The sequence below is a fragment of the Acidovorax sp. FJL06 genome (genome assembly GCF_003852545.1).
Lineage (GTDB): Bacteria > Pseudomonadota > Gammaproteobacteria > Burkholderiales > Burkholderiaceae_C > Acidovorax.
The window spans coordinates 55,991-73,163 of record NZ_QAJR01000014.1 but is presented as its reverse complement, the minus strand read 5'-3'; the positions used below and the strand labels follow the sequence as shown (position 1 = coordinate 73,163).

The following is a 17,173-nucleotide window of genomic DNA, read 5'->3' as shown; positions in this document are numbered from 1 at the left end:
CAAATATTCAATATCAAATAGTGTCGTTGATCGACAGGACGCCACCCAGAATCGCGATAATAATGAAGGCCACCAGAGCCCCCAGCACGATGATAATCAAAGGCTCCATGGCCGCCAGCACGCGCCCCATGGTCCGGCGGCCCTCATCTTCATAGCGGTCCGCCAAACCCAGCAAGGTAATATCCAATTGCCCGGTTTCTTCGGCGACACGAATCAGCTGCGGCGTGCTGGATTTTCCCAGATAGGGTGAAACAAATCCGGTGGAAAGGCGCTTGCCGGCCTTCACCAAACCCACCAGCGGCTCGATGTCCTTGCGCAAGGCGGTGTTGGTCAGCGTGTCGATCGCAATTCGCAGGGCATCGACCATGGGCACGCCGCGCTGCAGCAAGATGCCAAAGGTACGGAAGTAGACCGCGAACTGGAGGTTGCGCAGCACCTTGCCAAACAAGGGAAGATCCAGCAGCAGGCTGTCGAGCCGCAAGCGCCCGTCCGCCGTGGCCGCCCAGCGCGACCCCAGGAACAACACCACCGTGATGCCCAGCAGCAGGGCCATCCAGTGCGAGCGGATCAGATCGCTCAGGTCCACCACGAGCCGGGTCGAGTACGGCAGCTTGTCCCCCATGGAGTCGAAGATCTCCCGGAACTGGGGAACCACGAACGCCAGCAGCAGCACGACGGAAAGCACGGCCACCACCAGCAGGATGACCGGGTAGGTCATGGACGATATGACGTAGTTGCGCAGCTTGTCGTCGGCCTCCAGCTGCGCTGTCAGCTCCTTCAAAACCACGTGCAAAGAGCCCGATGTTTCCCCCGCACGGATCAGCACCAGATACTGCCGCCCCAGGTCGCGCTCAAACGGCAGCAGCGACTGGTACAGCGACTTGCCGCCACGCACGCCCTCTTCCACCTTGGCAATGAAGGCCTTCAGGCGGTCGGTGTCGGCCGTTTCCTTGAGCATGGCCAGCGCCTTGTCGAGGGGCATGTTCGCCTGCTTCAGGTGCGCCATTTCACGGCTGAACAGCAGCACCTCGCTGCGCTTGAGCCGGGCACCACGGTTTTCGGGCGCGTCTGGCGACAGGGCTCCTGCCCCGCCCACGATACGCACCGGCGTGACGCCCTGCCCGATCAGCCGCAAGCGTGCGGTTTCTTCGTTCGGCGCGCGGATGCTCCCCTGGCAAGCCTTGCCATCGGGCATCACACCATCGTATTGAAAATCAATCATTTTGACGAGCGACGCGCAAGACTTCCTCTGCGGTCGTCAGACCCTGGAAGACCTTGGTGGCGCCATCCTGCAACAAGTTCCCCCCCGCATAGGCGCCATCCTCACTGCCCAGGGAGGAACCACGCTCCAGCACGACCTTCTTGACCTCCTCGGTCAGGACCAGCAACTCATGGATGGCCACCCGCCCCCGGTAGCCCGTGCCACGGCACGCGGGACAGCCCACCGAGCGGTACATGGTCTGCCCTGGGGGCAACGGCACCCCGAGAGACACCGCAGCAGCTTGCGCCTGCTCCGGCAGCAGCGGCGCCTTGCACTCGTCGCACAGCTTGCGCACCAGGCGCTGCGCGAGCACGCCAACCACCGACGCCGTGATCAGATAGGGCTCCACCCCCATGTTGATGAGACGGACAATGGCCCCCAAGGCACTGTTGGTGTGCAGCGTGGACATGACCAGATGGCCCGTGAGCGCGGCCTGGACAGCGATTTCGGCGGTTTCACCGTCGCGCATTTCGCCGATCATGATGACGTCCGGGTCCTGGCGCAAAAAGGAGCGCAGCACCTTGGCGAACGTGAGGCCAATCTGGGGCTGCACCTGTACCTGGTTGAGCCACTGCAGGCGGTATTCCACCGGGTCTTCCACGGTGAGGATCTTGAGGTTCTCACCCTCCAGCTCCTGCATCGAGGCGTACAGGGTGGTGGACTTGCCCGACCCCGTGGGCCCGGTCACCAGGAAAATGCCATGCGGCACGCTCAGCAGCTGGCGCATGGTCTTGAGCGTGGGCGGCGTGAAATGCAGGCTCTCCAGGGAGAGCAGGTCGAAGTTCTTTTCAAGCAGGCGCATGACCACCGATTCGCCAAACATGGTGGGAATGGTGGACACCCGCGCATCCATTTCCTTGCCATGCACGCGCAGCTTGGTGCGGCCGTCCTGGGGCATGCGCCGCTCGGCGATGTCGAGCTGCGACAGGATCTTGATGCGCGACACGATCGCGGGCGCATCCTTGTTGTCGATTTCGTCGATGGGAAAGATCTCTCCGTCCACCCGGATGCGCACCACCGATTTTTCTTCGTAGGTCTCGATGTGGATGTCCGAGGCCTGCGCAGCCACGGCCTGCGCCAGGATCTGGCTCACGCGCTGAATGATGGGCGCCTCGGAGGCCATATCGCGCAGGTGCTCGATGAACTCCGACGCCTCCGGCTGGTCGCCCCCGCCGTCTTCGCCCTGCGACGCATCCTGCACATACCACTCGTTCAACTGGCTGGAGATCTCGGATTCAAGCCCGAAGCTGATCCGGGGCACCTGCCCAAACACAAGCCGCAGGGCATCCTGAAGCTGCGCACTCCTGGGGTCCACCGACGCGAAGTCGGGCAGTGATTTTTCGCCATCGGTGCCGTCGGCATCCCCGAGCGGCAACAGGTTGTTGGCCAGCAGGAAGCTGGTGTTCAACCTGGAGGTTTCCGGTTTGTCCTTCGGAAACCCGTCCTGGCGCACCAGAGGCAACCCCGCCTGGCGCGCCAGGGCGGCATACACGTCCCCCTCGGAAACCAGACCCAGACTGATGAGCAGCCGGCCCAGCCGCCCCCCCATGGAGCGCTGCACCTCCAGCGCCCTGTCCAGGTCGTTGCGGGAGAGCTTCTGCTCGGCAAGCAGCATTTCCCCCAGCTTGGGCGCAGCGGCATCAACGCTTTCCATTTCGATTACTTCAGCCGAAGACTTCATTACCTACGCCTTTGCACATTTCCGAACCAGATACCCTGGAATTATCAAAATTCACCCTGTGAGGGGGTCATTTGAACCACAGCAAACAGCGGCTCAGCCGATCCAGCTCGGGGCCGACATAATAATGGCGGTAGCTGGTCACCCTGGACCACAAAGGCTGGCCTCTCCAAGAGAGGTATTCTGACACGTAGCCCCCATCCACCCCCTGCGCGCGCAGCCGCTGCTGCAGCGCCTGGGCCTGCAAAGAGGTGGCACGGCCCAGCCCCCTCACCCGACGCACCACCCCGGGGCCGTCCGTGAACATGCGCCGCAACCGAGTCTTCAACCCCCGGTCCTTGGCACCAACCTGGTTCGCGCCGTGCTGGCGGTACAGGATCAAGGGCGTCGCCAGGAAGGACCGGCGCCCGCTGCCACTGACCAGGCCACACCACCAGTCGTGCATGATGACTTCGGCGGGCAGCGGCAGCGCCATTTTCAGCAAGGCCCGGTTGACCATCATGGTGCAACCCGTCACCTGGTTCACGCTCAGCAGCGACAGCGGGGAGCAGGTGGCCGGCTCCATCTGCTGGTACTGGGCGAAAGATCGGGACAGCACCACCAGCCCCTCGTCCACCACCGTGAGATCCGAATGCACCAGGCAGGGCACATGGCTGCCGTCATCGCCTTCGATCCGTCGCATCTCCGCCAGCGATGACGCTATTTTTTCGGGCAGCCAGACATCATCCTGGTCAGAAAAAACCGCCCACTGCGCCACGCCATCGGCCAGGCTGGCCGCCATGAGGTTTTCGAAGTTGCGGACCACGCCCTTGCCGGGAAAGGGGTTCGGCACCAAGACCAGGCGCTCGCCCAGCCGGGCCTGGTACTGCTGCAGGATTGCCAAGGTGCCATCCGACGAGCCGTCGTCGCTGACCAGGAGCCGGAAATCCTGGTGCGTCTGGACCAGAATGGAGTCGAGTTGGTCCGCCAGGTATTTCGACCCGTTGTAGGTGGCCAGCAGCACATCGACCAGCGCAGCGCTCATGGGCGCCACCTCGTCATGCGGGGCCGACGTGGACTGGTGCCAGCCATGGCGCTCACCGCTGGACCGCTGCCGACGAACGGCGGGGCAGGCACTCGGCGCGCATCAACGCTTCATAGGCATCTGCAATGCCATCCCAGGTGTAGTACTCCGCCACAATGCCACGTGCACGGCGGCTGCGCTCGGCCTGCAGGGCCGCCCCCTGGCTCACCACCCGGTCCAGGCTGCGCGCCAGTTGCTCGGGGGTACTGAAGTACTCTGCCGCGTCGCGTGCGACCTCCCGATTGAAGGGGTTATCGTGCGCGATCACCCAGTTGCCGCAGGCCAGCGCCTCCAGCAGCGACGGATTGGTGCCACCCACCGAGTGGCCATGCAGGTAGCAGGCCGCATGCACGCGCAGGCTTTTGAGCTGCCCTGTGTCGTAGATGCCACCCACGAAACGCACGCGATCACTTGCCAGCGCCAGCAACTGCCGCTGATAGGGGGTAGCGCCCGACACATCGCCCACAACCACCAGGGGCCAGTCGCCTCCATGGCGCACATGGCCTTGCACGATCTCCAGGATATGGTTCTCAGGCTCCGGCCGCGCCACGACCAGCATGTACCGGTGGGGCTGCAGCCCCCATGCCGACAGCACCGCAGGGTCGACGTCCTCGGCCTGGACCAACTCGGCGCCATAGGCGATGAAGCTGCTCGGTGCTCCGCTCGGATAGGCCTGGCGGAACCGCTGCGCGATGGCTTCGGCATCGGCAATGAGGCGTGTGGCGACCTTGGTGGTCACCCATTCCATGCAGCGCAGATAAACGCGTGCGCCCCAGCCCCACTTGCTGCGGGCCCACTCCAGCCCATCGACATTGATCCAGACCGGCACCCCAAAAACCCGGGGCCACCAGCAGGCCCACGCGGCGCCATAGCCCAGCATGTAGACCAGGTCGTACCCACGGCGCGCATCCCACAGGCAGGCGCAGTCGTAGGCCAGCACCGAAGCCGCCCCCCACCGGGGCCGGCGCCGGGTGCGCACCCGGACTCCCTGGTAAACGGTGTCTGCGACCGGGCGGTCTCCGCCCTCGGCATAGACCGTGACCTGGTGCCCACGGGCAGCGAGGCGCGTGGCCAACTGCTCGGCAAAGGTCTCAAAGCCACCGTAGCTCGCCGGAATGCCCCGCGCCCCGAGGATGGCGATCCGCAGTGCGGCCGGGGGGCCGTCGGCGCCGGGAGCTTCGGACGCAGGCGCCAGAGAGCCCGTCAAAGGTCTGCCTCGGCCAGCCACCGGCCCGCCTGGTCCTTCGCCGACAGCTGAATCGCGGCCTCCACGGAAGGCCAGGCAATGGCCAGCTGCGGGTCGTCCCAACGGATGCAGCGCTCGTGCTCAGGGCTGTAGTAGTCCGTGGTCTTATAGAGGAAATCGGCCGACTCGGAGAGCACCAGAAAGCCGTGGGCCAAGCCTGGCGGCACCCAGAGCTGCCGGTGGTTGTCTTCTGTCAGCAGCGCGCCCACCCACTGGCCAAAGGTGGGCGAATCCTTGCGGATGTCAACGGCCACGTCGAACACCGCCCCCCGCACCACACGCACCAGTTTGCCCTGGGCCCGGGGTGGCAGCTGGTAGTGCAGGCCACGCAGCACGCCCTGGCTGCTGCGGCTGTGGTTGTCCTGCACGAACGAATGGTTCGTGCCCGTGGCCTCGTTGAAGGCCTGCTGATTGAAGCTCTCGTAGAAAAACCCTCGGCTGTCACCAAACACCTTGGGTTCGATCAGCACAACATCGGGGATGGATTGCCGGATAGCTTGCATGGCGGATCAATAAACCTTGTCGTTGAGCAGGCGCTGCAGATATTGGCCGTAGCCGTTCTTGGACAGGGGCTGGGCCAGGCGCTGCAGTTGCGCGCTGTCGATCCAGCCGGAGCGCCAGGCGATCTCCTCGGGGCATGCAATCTTCAGCCCCTGGCGGTGCTCCAGCGTGGCAATGAACTGGCCGGCTTCCAGCAGGCTTTCGTGCGTGCCCGTGTCCAGCCATGCATAGCCGCGCCCCATGATCTCCACGCTCAGCTGCCCCTGCTCCAGGTACAGCCGGTTCAGGTCGGTGATTTCCAGCTCGCCGCGCGGCGAAGGCTGGAGGTCCTTGGCCATCTGGACCACCTGGTTGTCGTAGAAGTACAGGCCGGTAACCGCATAGCTGCTCTTGGGCTGCGCGGGCTTTTCCTCCAGCGACAGCACCTTGCCCTGGGCATCGAACTCAGCCACGCCATAGCGCTCGGGATCCTGCACATGGTAGGCAAACACGCTGGCCCCCTCCGTGCGCTGCTGCGCATTGCCCAGCAGTTCGTGAAAATCATGGCCGTAGAAGATGTTGTCGCCCAGCACCAGCGCACTGGGCGCCCCATCCAGAAACGCCTCGCCAATCACAAACGCCTGCGCCAGGCCATCCGGGCTGGGCTGCACCGCGTACTGCAGGTTCAGCCCCCATTGGCTGCCATCCCCCAGCAACTGCGCAAAACGCGGGGTGTCCTGCGGCGTGCTGATGATGAGGATGTCGCGGATCCCCGCCAGCATCAGGGTGCTCAGCGGGTAGTAGATCATGGGCTTGTCGTAGACCGGCAGCAGTTGCTTGCTGATGGCCAGGGTGGCGGGGTGCAGCCGGGTGCCGGAGCCTCCTGCCAGGATGATGCCTTTGCGTTGCGTCATATGAGGGTGCCGTTCAGAGAATTTCAGCCAGCATGCGCGCCACGCCGGCCTGCCAATGCGGCAAGCCGAGGCCGAAAGTGGCCTGCAGTTTGCCGGTATTCAGGCGCGAATTGTGCGGGCGCACTGCGGGGGTCGGGAATGCGCTCGTGGGAACGGGCGCCACCTCTTTTGCTTTTATTTCGATAGCAGGATTGGCAATCTGGGCACACGCCAGCACGTATTTGGCGTACTCATTCCAGCTTGTCTCGCCGGCCGCCACGCAGTGGTACAGGCCGGCGTCCTCGGGGTGCCGCAGCAGGTGGCGGATGGCATGGGCCGTCACGTCAGCCAGCAGGTCGGCACCGGTGGGTGCGCCCCATTGGTCGTCGATCACGGTCAGGCGCTCGCGCTCCTGGGCCAGACGCAGCATGGTCTTGGCGAAGTTGCCGCCGCGTGCGGCGTAGACCCAGCTGGTGCGCAGGATCAAGTGCTTGGCACCGGCCTCTGCGATGAGCCGCTCGCCCTCGAGCTTGGTGCGGCCATAGACACTCAGCGGTGCAGGCGTATCGGTCTCGACCCAGGGGCGGCTGCCGCTGCCGTCGAACACGTAGTCGGTGCTGTAGTGCACCAGCCAGGCGCCGAGCCTGGCGGCCTCTTGCGCAATCGCGCCAGGGGTGGTGGCGTTCAGCGTGCGAGCAAAGTCGGGCTCGCTCTCGGCCTTGTCCACGGCAGTGTGGGCGGCGGCATTGACGATAACGTCCGGGCGCAGGGCGCGCACCGTGTCGGCCACCCCCGCCGGGTTCGCAAAATCGCCGCAATGGTCGGTGCTGTCATGGTCCAAGGCGGTGACGGTGCCCAGCACCGACAGGCTGCGCTGCAGCTCCCAGCCGACCTGGCCGCCTTTGCCAAAGAGCAGGATGTTCATGCGCGGGCGCCCGCCACGGCCGCAGGCTCCTGCGCGTACTGGGTCTGCACCCAGTCGCGGTAGGCGCCGGTCTGCACGCTGGCCACCCAGTCGGCATGGTCCAGGTACCACTGCACCGTTTTGCGGATGCCGGTGTCGAAGGTTTCGGCGGGCTTCCAGCCCAGCTCGCGCTCGATCTTGCGCGCGTCGATGGCGTAGCGGCGGTCGTGGCCCGGGCGGTCCTTCACGTAGGTGATCTGGGTGCGGTAGCTCTGGCCGTCGGCGCGGGGGCGCAGCTCGTCCAGCAGGCGGCAGACCATGTTCACGATCTCGATGTTGGGCTTCTCGTTCCAGCCGCCCACGTTGTAGGTCTCGCCGGGCGCGCCGGCTTCCAGCACGCGGCGGATGGCGCTGCAGTGGTCCTTCACATAGAGCCAGTCGCGCACCTGCATGCCGTCGCCGTACACCGGCAGATTCTTGCCGGCCAAGGCATTGACGATCATCAGCGGGATCAGCTTCTCGGGGAAGTGGTAGGGCCCGTAGTTGTTGCTGCAGTTGGTGGTGAGCACCGGCAGGCCATAGGTGTGGTGCCAGGCGCGCACCAGGTGGTCGCTGGCGGCCTTGCTGGCGCTGTAGGGGCTGTTGGGCTCGAAACCGCGCGTCTCGGCGAACGCCGGGTCGGTGGGGGCGAGCGAGCCGTACACCTCGTCGGTGGACACGTGCAGGAAGCGGAACGCCGCGCGCTCACCCTCGGGCAGCGCGCCCCAGTAGGCACGCACGGCCTCCAGCAGGCGGAACGAACCGACGATGTTGGTCTGGATGAAATCCTCGGGGCCGTGGATGGAGCGGTCCACATGCGATTCGGCCGCGAAGTTGACCACGGCGCGCGGCTTGTGCTCGGCCAGCAGGCGGGCCAACAGGGTGGTGTCGCCGATATCCCCCTGGACGAAAGTGTGGCGCGCATCGCCCTGGATACCGTCCAGGTTGTGCAGATTGCCCGCGTAGGTGAGCTTGTCGAGGTTGACCACGGGCTCACTGGAGGCAGCAAGCCAGTCAAGAACGAAGTTGGCGCCGATGAAACCCGCGCCGCCGGTAACCAGAATCATAGGGAGGGCTGTGTGAAATGCCTGCTCGGCAGAGCCCGCGATTATCCCACCCCTCCCGGTGACCCGGTAACAGAGTTCAATACGGGGCCACCGGGGCGGGTTGAAGGGCCATCGGATCAGAAATGGATACCTCGCATCATCTGCTGCAGCGCCACCGCCTCGGCGGAGAGCTGCGGCTTGGCATCCTTGCTGCCCTTGGCGGCCGTGGAATCCGGGAACATGCGAAAGCTCGTGTTCATCGTGATCTGGGCCACGCGCGGCACCAGCGCGTGCAGGATCTGCCCGGTGATGCCCAGGCGCGTGGCAATGCGCACGGGCTTGAAGATGCAGGCCTGGGCGATCATGTCGGCCGCTTCCTCGGGACTCAGGGTGGGCACGTTGTTGTAGATCTTGGTGGGCGCGATCATGGGGGTGCGCACCAGCGGCATGTTGATGGTGGTGAAGGTGATGCCCTGGTCCGCGAACTCGCTCGACGCACAGCGCGTCCAGGCGTCCAGCGCCGCCTTGCTGGCCACATAGGCCGAAAAGCGCGGCGCGTTGGTCAGCACGCCGATGGAGCTGATGTTCACCACATGGCCCTTGCGCTTTTCCACCATGCCGGGCAAAAAGCCCATGGTCACGCGCAGGCAGCCGAAGTAGTTGAGCTGCATGGTGCGCTCGTAGTCGTGGAAGCGGTCGTAGCTCGACTCGATAGCGCGGCGGATGGAGCGGCCCGCGTTGTTGATGAGGAAGTCCACGCCGCCGTGGTTGTCGATGAGCAGTTGCACAAAGCGGTCGCAGTCGGCCATGTCGGCGATGTCGGCCGAATACGCGATGAACGCATAGCCCTTGGCCTTGGCTTCGGCACAGGCTTCATCGAGTTTGTCCTGGTCGCGCCCGCAGATGATGGTGGTGGCACCCGCCTCGGCAAACTTGTGCGCCGCCGCCAGGCCTATGCCGGACGACCCGCCCGTGATCAGCACCACCTTGCCCGCCACGGTGCCCTTGAGCGTGCGGTCGATGAACAGCTCGGGGTCAAGGTTGCGTTCCCAGTAGTCCCACAGGCGCCAGGCGTAATCCTTGAGGTTGGGGCAGGCCACCCCAGAGCCCTTGAGCGCCGCCAGGGTTTCGCGGCAGTCAAAGCGCGTGGGGTAGTTCACGAAGGTGAGCATGTCCTCGGGCAGGCCCAGGTCCTTCAGGACGGCATTGCGCACGCGGCGCACGGGCGCCATGGCCATCAGGCTCTTTTTGATGCCCTTGGGGATGAAGCCCAGCAGTGCGGCGTTGATGAACAGGTTCATGCGCGGCGCATGGGCAGCACGGCTGAAGATGTCGAGCACGTCGCCCACACGGTAGCCGACCGGGTCCACCAGGTGGTAGCACTTCTTGGCGATGGCCGCCTGGTGGCTGATGACATTGAGCGCGTTGACCACGAAGTCCACGGGCACGATGTTCACGCGCCCGCCCTCCAGGCCCACGGTGGGCATCCAGGGCGGCAGCAGCTGGCGCAGGCGCTGGATCAGCTTGAAGAAGTAGTAGGGGCCGTCGATCTTGTCCATCTCGCCGGTCGTGCTGTCGCCCACGACCATGGCGGGGCGGTACACCGTCCAGGGCACCTTGCAGTCCTGGCGCACGATCTTTTCGCTCTCGTGCTTGGTCTGGAAGTAGGGATGGTCCAGGCCCTCGGCCTCCTCGAACATGTCCTCGCGGAACACGCCCTCGTACAGGCCGGCGGCGGCGATGGACGAGACATGGTGGAAGTGGCCGGCGTCGATCGCCTTGGCCAGGTCGACCGTGTTGCGCGTGCCCTCGATGTTCACGGCCACCTGGGTTTCCTCATCCGCGCCGAGATCGTAGACCGCGGCCAGATGGTAGAAATGGTCGATCTGGCCCTTGAGCTTCTTGATGTCTTCTGCGGCCACGCCCAGCTTCTTGGCGGTGAGGTCGCCAAACACAGGGACCGCACGCGCAGCCCCCACGCCCCAGAAACTGCGCAGGTCGGCCACCTTGTCGGAACTCTCCTTGCGGATCAGGAAATGCACCACGGCGCCCTTGCGTTCCAGCAGCTTCTTGACCAGCCGCTTGCCAATGAACCCCGTCGCCCCTGTCACGAAATACTGCATGGAAAACTCCTGTGAGATTGCTTCATTCTTGCCCAAGGCCTGCGCGCACCGATTCAGCAGAAACCCGCGCCGATGCTAGGCCGCCAGAGCCTGGCCCCGCTAGATGGCATGCTCTACTTTTTTAGGAGCGCGTGCCTACACCTTGCGCGCGGTGCGGCGTACAGTGCGGCCATGCGTCGACGGCAACCCACCTCGGCAAAACCCATCAACCAACCAACCGCACAACGGAGGCCCCATGGTCAAGAAACTGCAGAAACTCAGCGCCGACAAGAAAAAGAGCAACGCCCAACTGTCCAGCACCGTCAAGGACTCCGCCCAGCAGATCTGGCTGGCGGGCCTGGGCGCCTTCTCCAAGGCGCAAGAAGAAGGCGGCAAGGTGTTTGAAGCCCTGGTCAAGGAAGGCCTGACGATCCAGCGCAAGACCCAGGCCGTGGCCGAAGAAAAGATCACCGAAGCCACCAGCCGCGTGACCACCATGGCCAGCGACATCGGCTCCAAGGCCCAGGGCCAGTGGGACAAGCTCGAAAACATCTTTGAAGACCGCGTGGCCAAGGCGCTGGCCAAGCTAGGCGTGCCCTCGGCCCGCGACCTGGAAGCCCTGAGCGCCCGCGTGGACGCACTGGCCAAGGGCAGCAAGGCCGCCCCCGCCAAGGCCGCAGCCAAGCCCGCCGCCAAGGCACCGGCCAAGAAGGCAGCAGCAAAGAAGGCGGCCCCTGCCAAGGTGGCAGCAGCCAAGCCCGCCGCCAAGCCCGCACCGGCCAAGAAGGCTGCCGCCAAGAAGCCCGCAGCCCGCGCAGCGGCCGCCGACAGCGCCAGCACACCGTCGGCCAGCTGATTGCACACGGGCGGCGCTCTGCGCCCCTGAAGGCGGCCCGCGCGCGACTGCGCGCCGGCCGCTTTTCTTCTTTTGGCGAAACCCGCGAACTGCGTTAGAACCTGTTCCAAGCAGCCCAGCTGCCGCACACAGCGGCACGGAGCCCCCCGCCCATGCCGCACTGCAGCATGACCGCGTGGGTTAGAGTAGCCATCAGAGACACCGAAATCACGACGCACAACGACGCGAAGGGCCTGCACACATGGTGAAGAAAGCGCCACGCCGCACCGCAGAACGCATTCTGGAAGTCACGCTGGACCTGTTCAACCGGTTCGGCGAACCCAACGTCTCCACCACCCTGATTTCGGCCGAGCTGCGCATCAGCCCGGGCAACCTCTACTACCATTACCCCGCCAAGGACGAGCTGATCAACGCGCTGTTCGATCGCTATGAGCGCTCGCTCACCGAGCTGCTCGCGGCCGCCGATGGCGTGCGCAACGTGGAAGACGCCTGGTTCTTCATGCACACGCTGTTCGAGCTGATCTGGCAGTACCGTTTTCTGTACCGCGACCTCAACGATCTGCTGTCCAAAAACCGGCGCCTGGAAACCCATTTCCAGGCCATCCTCAAGAACAAGACCCGGGCCGTGCGCGCCATGCTCGACGGCATGGGCCGCGCGGAAGCCCTGCACATCGACTCGCGCGAGCTGGAGGCCACTGCCACCAGCATGGTGGTGGTGCTGACCTACTGGCTCAGTTTTGAATACGTGCGCGACCCGCGCCGCGCGCTGGAGCCCGAAAGCGCCCAGGCCGCGTTGCTGCGCGGGGCCCACCATGTGCTGAACCTGCTCATGCCCTACCTCGAAAGTGGCCAGCGTGCCCACCTGCTGCAGCTGGTGGGCGCCTATGCCGCAGCACCGGGCTGATCCAACCGCCCACAAGAACCACAGGAGACACACATGGCCAAATGGACCCCCTTCCCCCACGCAGGCGACTACGCCTTCGACGCCGCGGGCGTCAAGAAGCACTGGGCAAGGCTGCATGGCGGCGATGCCGAGCCCTGCCCCAAGGACTCCGCCGCGCTGGAAGCCTGGGCACTGTTCCACAACGGCGACTTTGAAAAGGCCGCTACCGCCGGCCTGGCCGCCGGTGGCGCGGGCATCACCGTGGCCAACAAGGCCATGTCCATCTACGCCAACTACCTGGAACCCAAGGAAAAAACACGCCTGGACCTGTTCACCCAGGTGGCCGAGCGCGCCCAGGCCCAGGCCGGCGAAGACCCGAACAACGCCAACGCCTGGTACTGGCATGCCTATGCGCTGGGCCGCTACAGCCAGGGCATCAGCGTGGCCAAGGCGCTGGCCCAGGGCCTGGGCGGCAAGGTGAAGGAGTCTCTGGAAAAGGCCATTGCCCTGTCGCCCAAGCACGCCGATGCGCGCATTGCGCTGGGCGCCTTCCACGCCGAGGTGATCGACAAGGTGGGCTCGCTGATTGGCGGCATGACCTATGGCGCCAAGAAGGACGCGGGCCTCAAGCTGTTCCAGGAGGCACTCAAACTCAACCCCGGCTCGGCCATCGCCATGATCGAATACGCCAACGCGCTCGTCATGCTGGAGGGCGACAAGAAGATGAAGGAAGCCACCCAGCTGTACGAAAAGGCCGCTGCCAGCGAGCCGGCCGATGCCATGGAGCGGCTGGATGTGGAAATGGCGCGGAGTGAACTGGAAGAGTAACCCCCTGAGGCGCTTCGGGGCCGTCCAAGCCTGCGCAGACAGGCTTGGAGCCGCAGTCCTCAACCCCCAAAACGCCGCGCGGCAATCTCCAGCAGCCCATCAAAAATCAGGTTGTCCACCAGCTCGAACGGCCGGGTCATGCTGGGGGCCATCTTCCAGCCGGCGCCGCCGGTCATGATGCAGGCGGGCTCCTGGCCGCAGTGCTGCAGCAGGTGCTGGTACATGCGCTCCACCGCACCGGCAATGGCATAGGTGCCGCCGCTGGTCAGCGCATCGCTGGTGTTGGTGGGGAACGGGCGCACCTCGCCCGTGGGCACATGCAAGCCGGCGGTGCCGGTCTCCAGCGCCCGCAGCATGATGCCGTGGCCGGGCAGGATCAGGCCGCCCATGAAACGGCCCTCGGCATCGATGCACTCCACCGTGACGGCCGTGCCCACCATCACCACGATCAGCGGCCGCGCGGAGCCCTGGGCCAGCACGTGGTGGCGCGCGCCGATCATGGCCACCCAGCGGTCCGAACCCAGGCGTGAGGGGTGGTCGTAGCCGTTGGTCAGCCCCGCCTCCTGCGCCGAAGACACCACCCAGGAGGGGGCCACGTCCCAGAGTTCCATCTGCTCCTGCACCCGGCGCTTGGCGGCATCCCCGGCCACCACGCAGCCCAGCATGCGCTCCGGGTGGGGCAGCGGGGCCCAGTTGCCTTCGGCCAGGCGATCGATGTGGTCCAGGAACTCGGCGCCATGCGCGAGCAGCGCAGCCCCGGGGCGGGGAGCGTCGTACAACGCCCATTTGAGACGGGTGTTACCGACGTCGATGGCCAGAAAAGTCATGCGGCGGATTATCCCGAGTTTTGCGATCGGGGCTGCTCCCCCAGCGACAGCCGCACAGCGGCCCGCAAGGGAATGTGAAAAATCGTTTCGCGCCGCTGTCCGACACAGGACGGCCCCACATTCCCGCTACAGTGGTTGTTCCTGTTTCTGCAACATTAGGAGGTACGACATGGGTCTTTTCAGTTTCATCAAGGAAGCCGGTGAAAAGCTGTTCGGCGGCAAAGACGCGCAGGCCGCCACGGCAGCCGCCCCCACACAGGGCGAACTCAATGCCAAGGCGGGCAAGGCCATCGAGACCTACATCACCGCCCAGAACCTGGGCGCCAGCGACGTGCAGGTGGCCTTTGAAGGCCCCGAAGGCAAGGTCACCGTGAAGGGCGCGGCCCCCACGCAGGCCGCCAAGGAAAAAATCACCCTGTGCTGCGGCAACGTGGCCGGCGTGACCAGCGTCGAGAACCTGATGGACGTGACCCACCCTGAGCCCGAAGCGCAGTACCACGACGTGGTGCGCGGCGACACGCTGTCGGCCATCGCCAAGAAGTTCTACGGCGACGCCAACAAGTATCCCGTGATCTTCGAGGCCAACAAGCCCATGCTGAGCCACCCCGACAAGATCTACCCCGGCCAGAAGCTGCGCATTCCGCCCCTGGCCAAGTAAGCCCCCAGGACTTCAAGCCAAAAGAGCTGCCAGCGCTGGCAGCTCTTTTTTTAATAGCAAATCAATTCACTCAACCCTGCTTCCACGGCAGGCCGTGAAAGCGCCATCCACCCCGCTTGCCGCGCTGCCCCTGCGCATCGGAGTCGCCCTCGAAGCCTTCGAGGATGTTGTACGCGGTAATCCCCAGCTCGGTGGCGCGGCGCGCGGCGGCGATGGAGCGCACCCCGCTGCGGCACAGCAGCACGGCGGGCGTGCCCGCAGGCACGGCGGCGCGCATCTGCGCATCGAACTCCGCATTCATGGCCATGCCGGGCCACTGTTTCCAGGCCACGGCGGCCGCGCCAGGCACCCGGCCCACCCACTCGCGCTCGGCATCACTGCGCACGTCCACCAGCACGGCCTGGCCGGATTGCGCCCACTGCCAGGCCTGCTGGGGGGTCACGTCACCGGCATAGCCGTCGGCGGGGGAAACAGGGGGGAGCGTGGTTGTCATGGTGTCGATCCTTTCAGGGCATTGGGCAAAACGTTTGAATCAAGCGCGGCCAGTGCGAGGGACGCCGAGCAAGGGCCGCCCCGCAGCGAGGGCGTCGTCCCCCTCGGGGGAAGGCGCCGCAGGCGACTCAGGGGGGTTCACCATAAAGGGGCCGGTTCGTCGCGCAGGCGGCTGCGCAGCTGCGCATAGTCGGGCACCACGGTGGCCACGGTGTCCCAGAAGCGGGGGCTGTGGTCCATCACGCGCAGGTGGGCCAGCTCGTGCGCCACCACGTAATCGATGACGGCCGGGCGGTAGTGCAGCAGGCGCCAGTTCAGGCGGATGGAACCGTCGGCCTTGGCGCTGCCCCAGCGGGTCTGTGCGCTCGACAGGCGCAGGCTGGCCCAGCGCACCCCCAGCAGCGGGGCAAAGTGGTCCAGCCGCGTGGTGAAGTGGCGGCGCGCGTCGCGCATGAGCCAGGCCTGCACGGCATCGCGGATCTGCGCGGGGCTGGCGCTGTGGGGCAGTCCGATGTGCAGGCTGGCACCCTGCCCTGCAGCCGCCACCAGCGCCCCACCCTTGCCTGCAAAGCCGTGGCTCGGGTCCAGCACCACGGTCAAAGGCTCGCCCAGGTAGGGCAGCACGGCGCCGTCGGCCCAGACGATGCGGCCGCCCTCCAGGCGCTGCTGGCGCTCGCGGGCCTCGGAGAGCTTGCGCAGGATCCAGCCGGATTTTTCACGCAGCGCGGCATCCACCGCCGACAGTGTGACCCAGCTCGGCGCCCGCACCGACAGGCCGTCGGCCCCCACGGTAAAGCCGATGCTGCGGCGCCGCGCGCGCTGCAGCGCATAGGCCACCACCGCATCGCCCAGCAGCAACTCGCGGCTGGCCTCTGGGTGGCGGAACTCGGCGGGAGACAGCAACGAAGGCAGCGGCACCGCCGGGGACGCCGAGATTGAGGGGCGGTTTACTATTGTTTTAGGAGCTATCAGCGCTTGCCCATCGGGCGCAGAGGGCATTTTTTGCTTGGCACCTGGCACACCCGCAGCCGGGGCCACTGGCGCGGGCGCCGCAGCGGCCGGGGGGTCGAACAGGTCCAGCGCCAGCTGCACAAGCCGCGGCATCACGGTGGGCTTACTTCCCGCTCTGGACGGCTGCGCTGGCTGCAGTGGCCGGATAGGCCCCCGGGTCCAGGCGGCGCATCTCGGCCTCGATCCAGGCTTCGACCTCGCGCATCAGCTCGTCGGGCTCGCGCCCCACGCTGGAGATGGGCTGGCCAATCGACACCTCCACCACGCCCGGGCGCTTGACGAAGGCCTTGCGCGGCCAGACCTTGGCGGACGTGACGGCAATCGGCACCACGGGCGCGCCGGTGTCGATGGCCAGGCGCGTGCCGCCGGTCTTGTAGTTGCCCTTTTGCCCGCGCGCGATGCGTGTGCCCTCGGGGAACATGATGATCCAGATGCCCTTGGCCAGCAGGTCCTTGCCCTGCTGCACCACCCTGTTGAAGGCCTGGGTGCGCTGACTGCGGTCGATGTGGATCATGTCCAGCCGGCCGATGGCCCAGCCGAAGAAGGGCACATACAGCAGCTCCTTCTTGAACACGTAGGCCAGGGGGTGCGGCATGATCGTCGGCATCAAAAAGGTCTCGAAGGTGGACTGGTGCTTGACCAGCAGCACCGCGCCGGCGTTCTCGCCCTGGGGCAGGTTCTCCATGCCCGTGATCTCGACGCGGATGCCCAGGATGGCCCGCGCGCCACTGATGCACAGCGACAGCCAGGCCCGCGCAATGCGGTACAGCGGCAGGCCGCGCACCCCCAGCAGCGTGCCCAGCATGATGGCCAGCGCATAGGGCACCACGGTGATGCCCATCCAGAGTAGGTGAATGACAGAACGGATGAAAGCCATTTTTATAGTCTTTTGGGCCGCCAGCGCCT

At 65.6% G+C, this 17,173-nt stretch carries 17 protein-coding genes; 4 read left to right on the top strand and 13 right to left on the bottom strand.

Features of this window, described 5'->3' with window-relative positions; all coding sequences use genetic code 11:
* Positions 1-13: 13 nt before the first annotated feature.
* The 9 genes from DBV10_RS08895 to DBV10_RS08855 form a co-directional block, all read right to left on the bottom strand.
* Positions 14-1,222 (bottom strand): type II secretion system F family protein, encoded by a 1,209-nt coding sequence (locus DBV10_RS08895; protein WP_124512696.1) that lies wholly within the window; start codon positions 1,220-1,222, stop codon positions 14-16.
* Positions 1,215-2,915 carry a GspE/PulE family protein gene (locus tag DBV10_RS08890; RefSeq protein ID WP_233589856.1) on the bottom strand — a complete coding sequence of 567 codons (1,701 nt, stop codon included), beginning with the start codon at positions 2,913-2,915 and terminating at the stop codon, positions 1,215-1,217. Before DBV10_RS08890 ends, DBV10_RS08895 begins: the two co-directional genes overlap by 8 nt.
* Before the next feature lie 94 nt (positions 2,916-3,009).
* A complete protein-coding gene (locus DBV10_RS08885; protein ID WP_124512694.1) occupies positions 3,010-3,963 on the bottom strand; it encodes a glycosyltransferase family 2 protein in 954 nt (317 codons plus the stop codon).
* Positions 3,964-4,015: 52 nt separating this feature from the next.
* Positions 4,016-5,209 (bottom strand): DUF1972 domain-containing protein, encoded by a 1,194-nt coding sequence (locus DBV10_RS08880; protein WP_233589855.1) that lies wholly within the window; start codon positions 5,207-5,209, stop codon positions 4,016-4,018.
* Positions 5,206-5,751 (bottom strand): dTDP-4-dehydrorhamnose 3,5-epimerase, encoded by a 546-nt coding sequence (gene rfbC / locus DBV10_RS08875; RefSeq protein ID WP_124512692.1) that lies wholly within the window; start codon positions 5,749-5,751, stop codon positions 5,206-5,208. The genes DBV10_RS08880 and rfbC overlap by 4 nt, the downstream gene beginning before the upstream one ends.
* Positions 5,752-5,757: 6 nt before the next feature.
* On the bottom strand, positions 5,758-6,642 hold the full coding sequence (gene rfbA / locus DBV10_RS08870) for a glucose-1-phosphate thymidylyltransferase RfbA (RefSeq protein ID WP_124512690.1): 885 nt from the start codon (positions 6,640-6,642) through the stop codon (positions 5,758-5,760).
* Positions 6,643-6,655: 13 nt separating this feature from the next.
* Entirely contained in the window at positions 6,656-7,546 is an 891-nt protein-coding gene (gene rfbD, locus DBV10_RS08865; protein WP_124512688.1) for a dTDP-4-dehydrorhamnose reductase, read from the bottom strand.
* A complete protein-coding gene (gene rfbB / locus DBV10_RS08860; protein ID WP_124512686.1) occupies positions 7,543-8,631 on the bottom strand; it encodes a dTDP-glucose 4,6-dehydratase in 1,089 nt (362 codons plus the stop codon). Before rfbB ends, rfbD begins: the two co-directional genes overlap by 4 nt.
* A gap of 116 nt (positions 8,632-8,747) precedes the next feature.
* A complete protein-coding gene (locus DBV10_RS08855; RefSeq protein WP_124512684.1) occupies positions 8,748-10,733 on the bottom strand; it encodes an SDR family oxidoreductase in 1,986 nt (661 codons plus the stop codon).
* Positions 10,734-10,968: 235 nt separating this feature from the next.
* Between DBV10_RS08855 and DBV10_RS08850 the strand changes: the two genes are divergently transcribed.
* The 3 genes from DBV10_RS08850 (at position 10,969) to DBV10_RS08840 (ending at position 13,279) form a co-directional block, all read left to right on the top strand.
* Positions 10,969-11,568 carry a phasin family protein gene (locus DBV10_RS08850; protein ID WP_124512682.1) on the top strand — a complete coding sequence of 200 codons (600 nt, stop codon included), beginning with the start codon at positions 10,969-10,971 and terminating at the stop codon, positions 11,566-11,568.
* A gap of 241 nt (positions 11,569-11,809) precedes the next feature.
* Complete coding sequence (locus DBV10_RS08845; protein WP_063459963.1) at positions 11,810-12,472, top strand: TetR/AcrR family transcriptional regulator; 663 nt, start codon at positions 11,810-11,812, stop codon at positions 12,470-12,472.
* Positions 12,473-12,505: 33 nt separating this feature from the next.
* The gene (locus DBV10_RS08840) at positions 12,506-13,279 is read left to right on the top strand and encodes a hypothetical protein (protein ID WP_124512680.1); all 774 of its coding nucleotides are present in this window, start codon (positions 12,506-12,508) and stop codon (positions 13,277-13,279) included.
* Between the two features lie 59 nt (positions 13,280-13,338).
* Here the strand turns inward: DBV10_RS08840 and DBV10_RS08835 are convergent, their stop codons facing one another.
* Entirely contained in the window at positions 13,339-14,106 is a 768-nt protein-coding gene (locus DBV10_RS08835; RefSeq protein WP_124512678.1) for a type III pantothenate kinase, read from the bottom strand.
* A 169-nt stretch (positions 14,107-14,275) separates the two neighbouring features.
* Between DBV10_RS08835 and lysM the strand changes: the two genes are divergently transcribed.
* Entirely contained in the window at positions 14,276-14,764 is a 489-nt protein-coding gene (gene lysM / locus DBV10_RS08830) for a peptidoglycan-binding protein LysM (RefSeq protein WP_124512676.1), read from the top strand.
* Between the two features lie 70 nt (positions 14,765-14,834).
* Here the strand turns inward: lysM and DBV10_RS08825 are convergent, their stop codons facing one another.
* The 3 genes from DBV10_RS08825 to DBV10_RS08815 form a co-directional block, all read right to left on the bottom strand.
* Complete coding sequence (locus DBV10_RS08825; protein ID WP_124512674.1) at positions 14,835-15,257, bottom strand: rhodanese-like domain-containing protein; 423 nt, start codon at positions 15,255-15,257, stop codon at positions 14,835-14,837.
* Between the two features lie 137 nt (positions 15,258-15,394).
* A complete protein-coding gene (locus tag DBV10_RS08820; protein WP_124512764.1) occupies positions 15,395-16,360 on the bottom strand; it encodes a M48 family metallopeptidase in 966 nt (321 codons plus the stop codon).
* Positions 16,361-16,370: 10 nt separating this feature from the next.
* The gene (locus DBV10_RS08815; protein WP_124512672.1) at positions 16,371-17,144 is read right to left on the bottom strand and encodes a 1-acyl-sn-glycerol-3-phosphate acyltransferase; all 774 of its coding nucleotides are present in this window, start codon (positions 17,142-17,144) and stop codon (positions 16,371-16,373) included.
* Between the last annotated feature and the right edge of the window lie 29 nt (positions 17,145-17,173).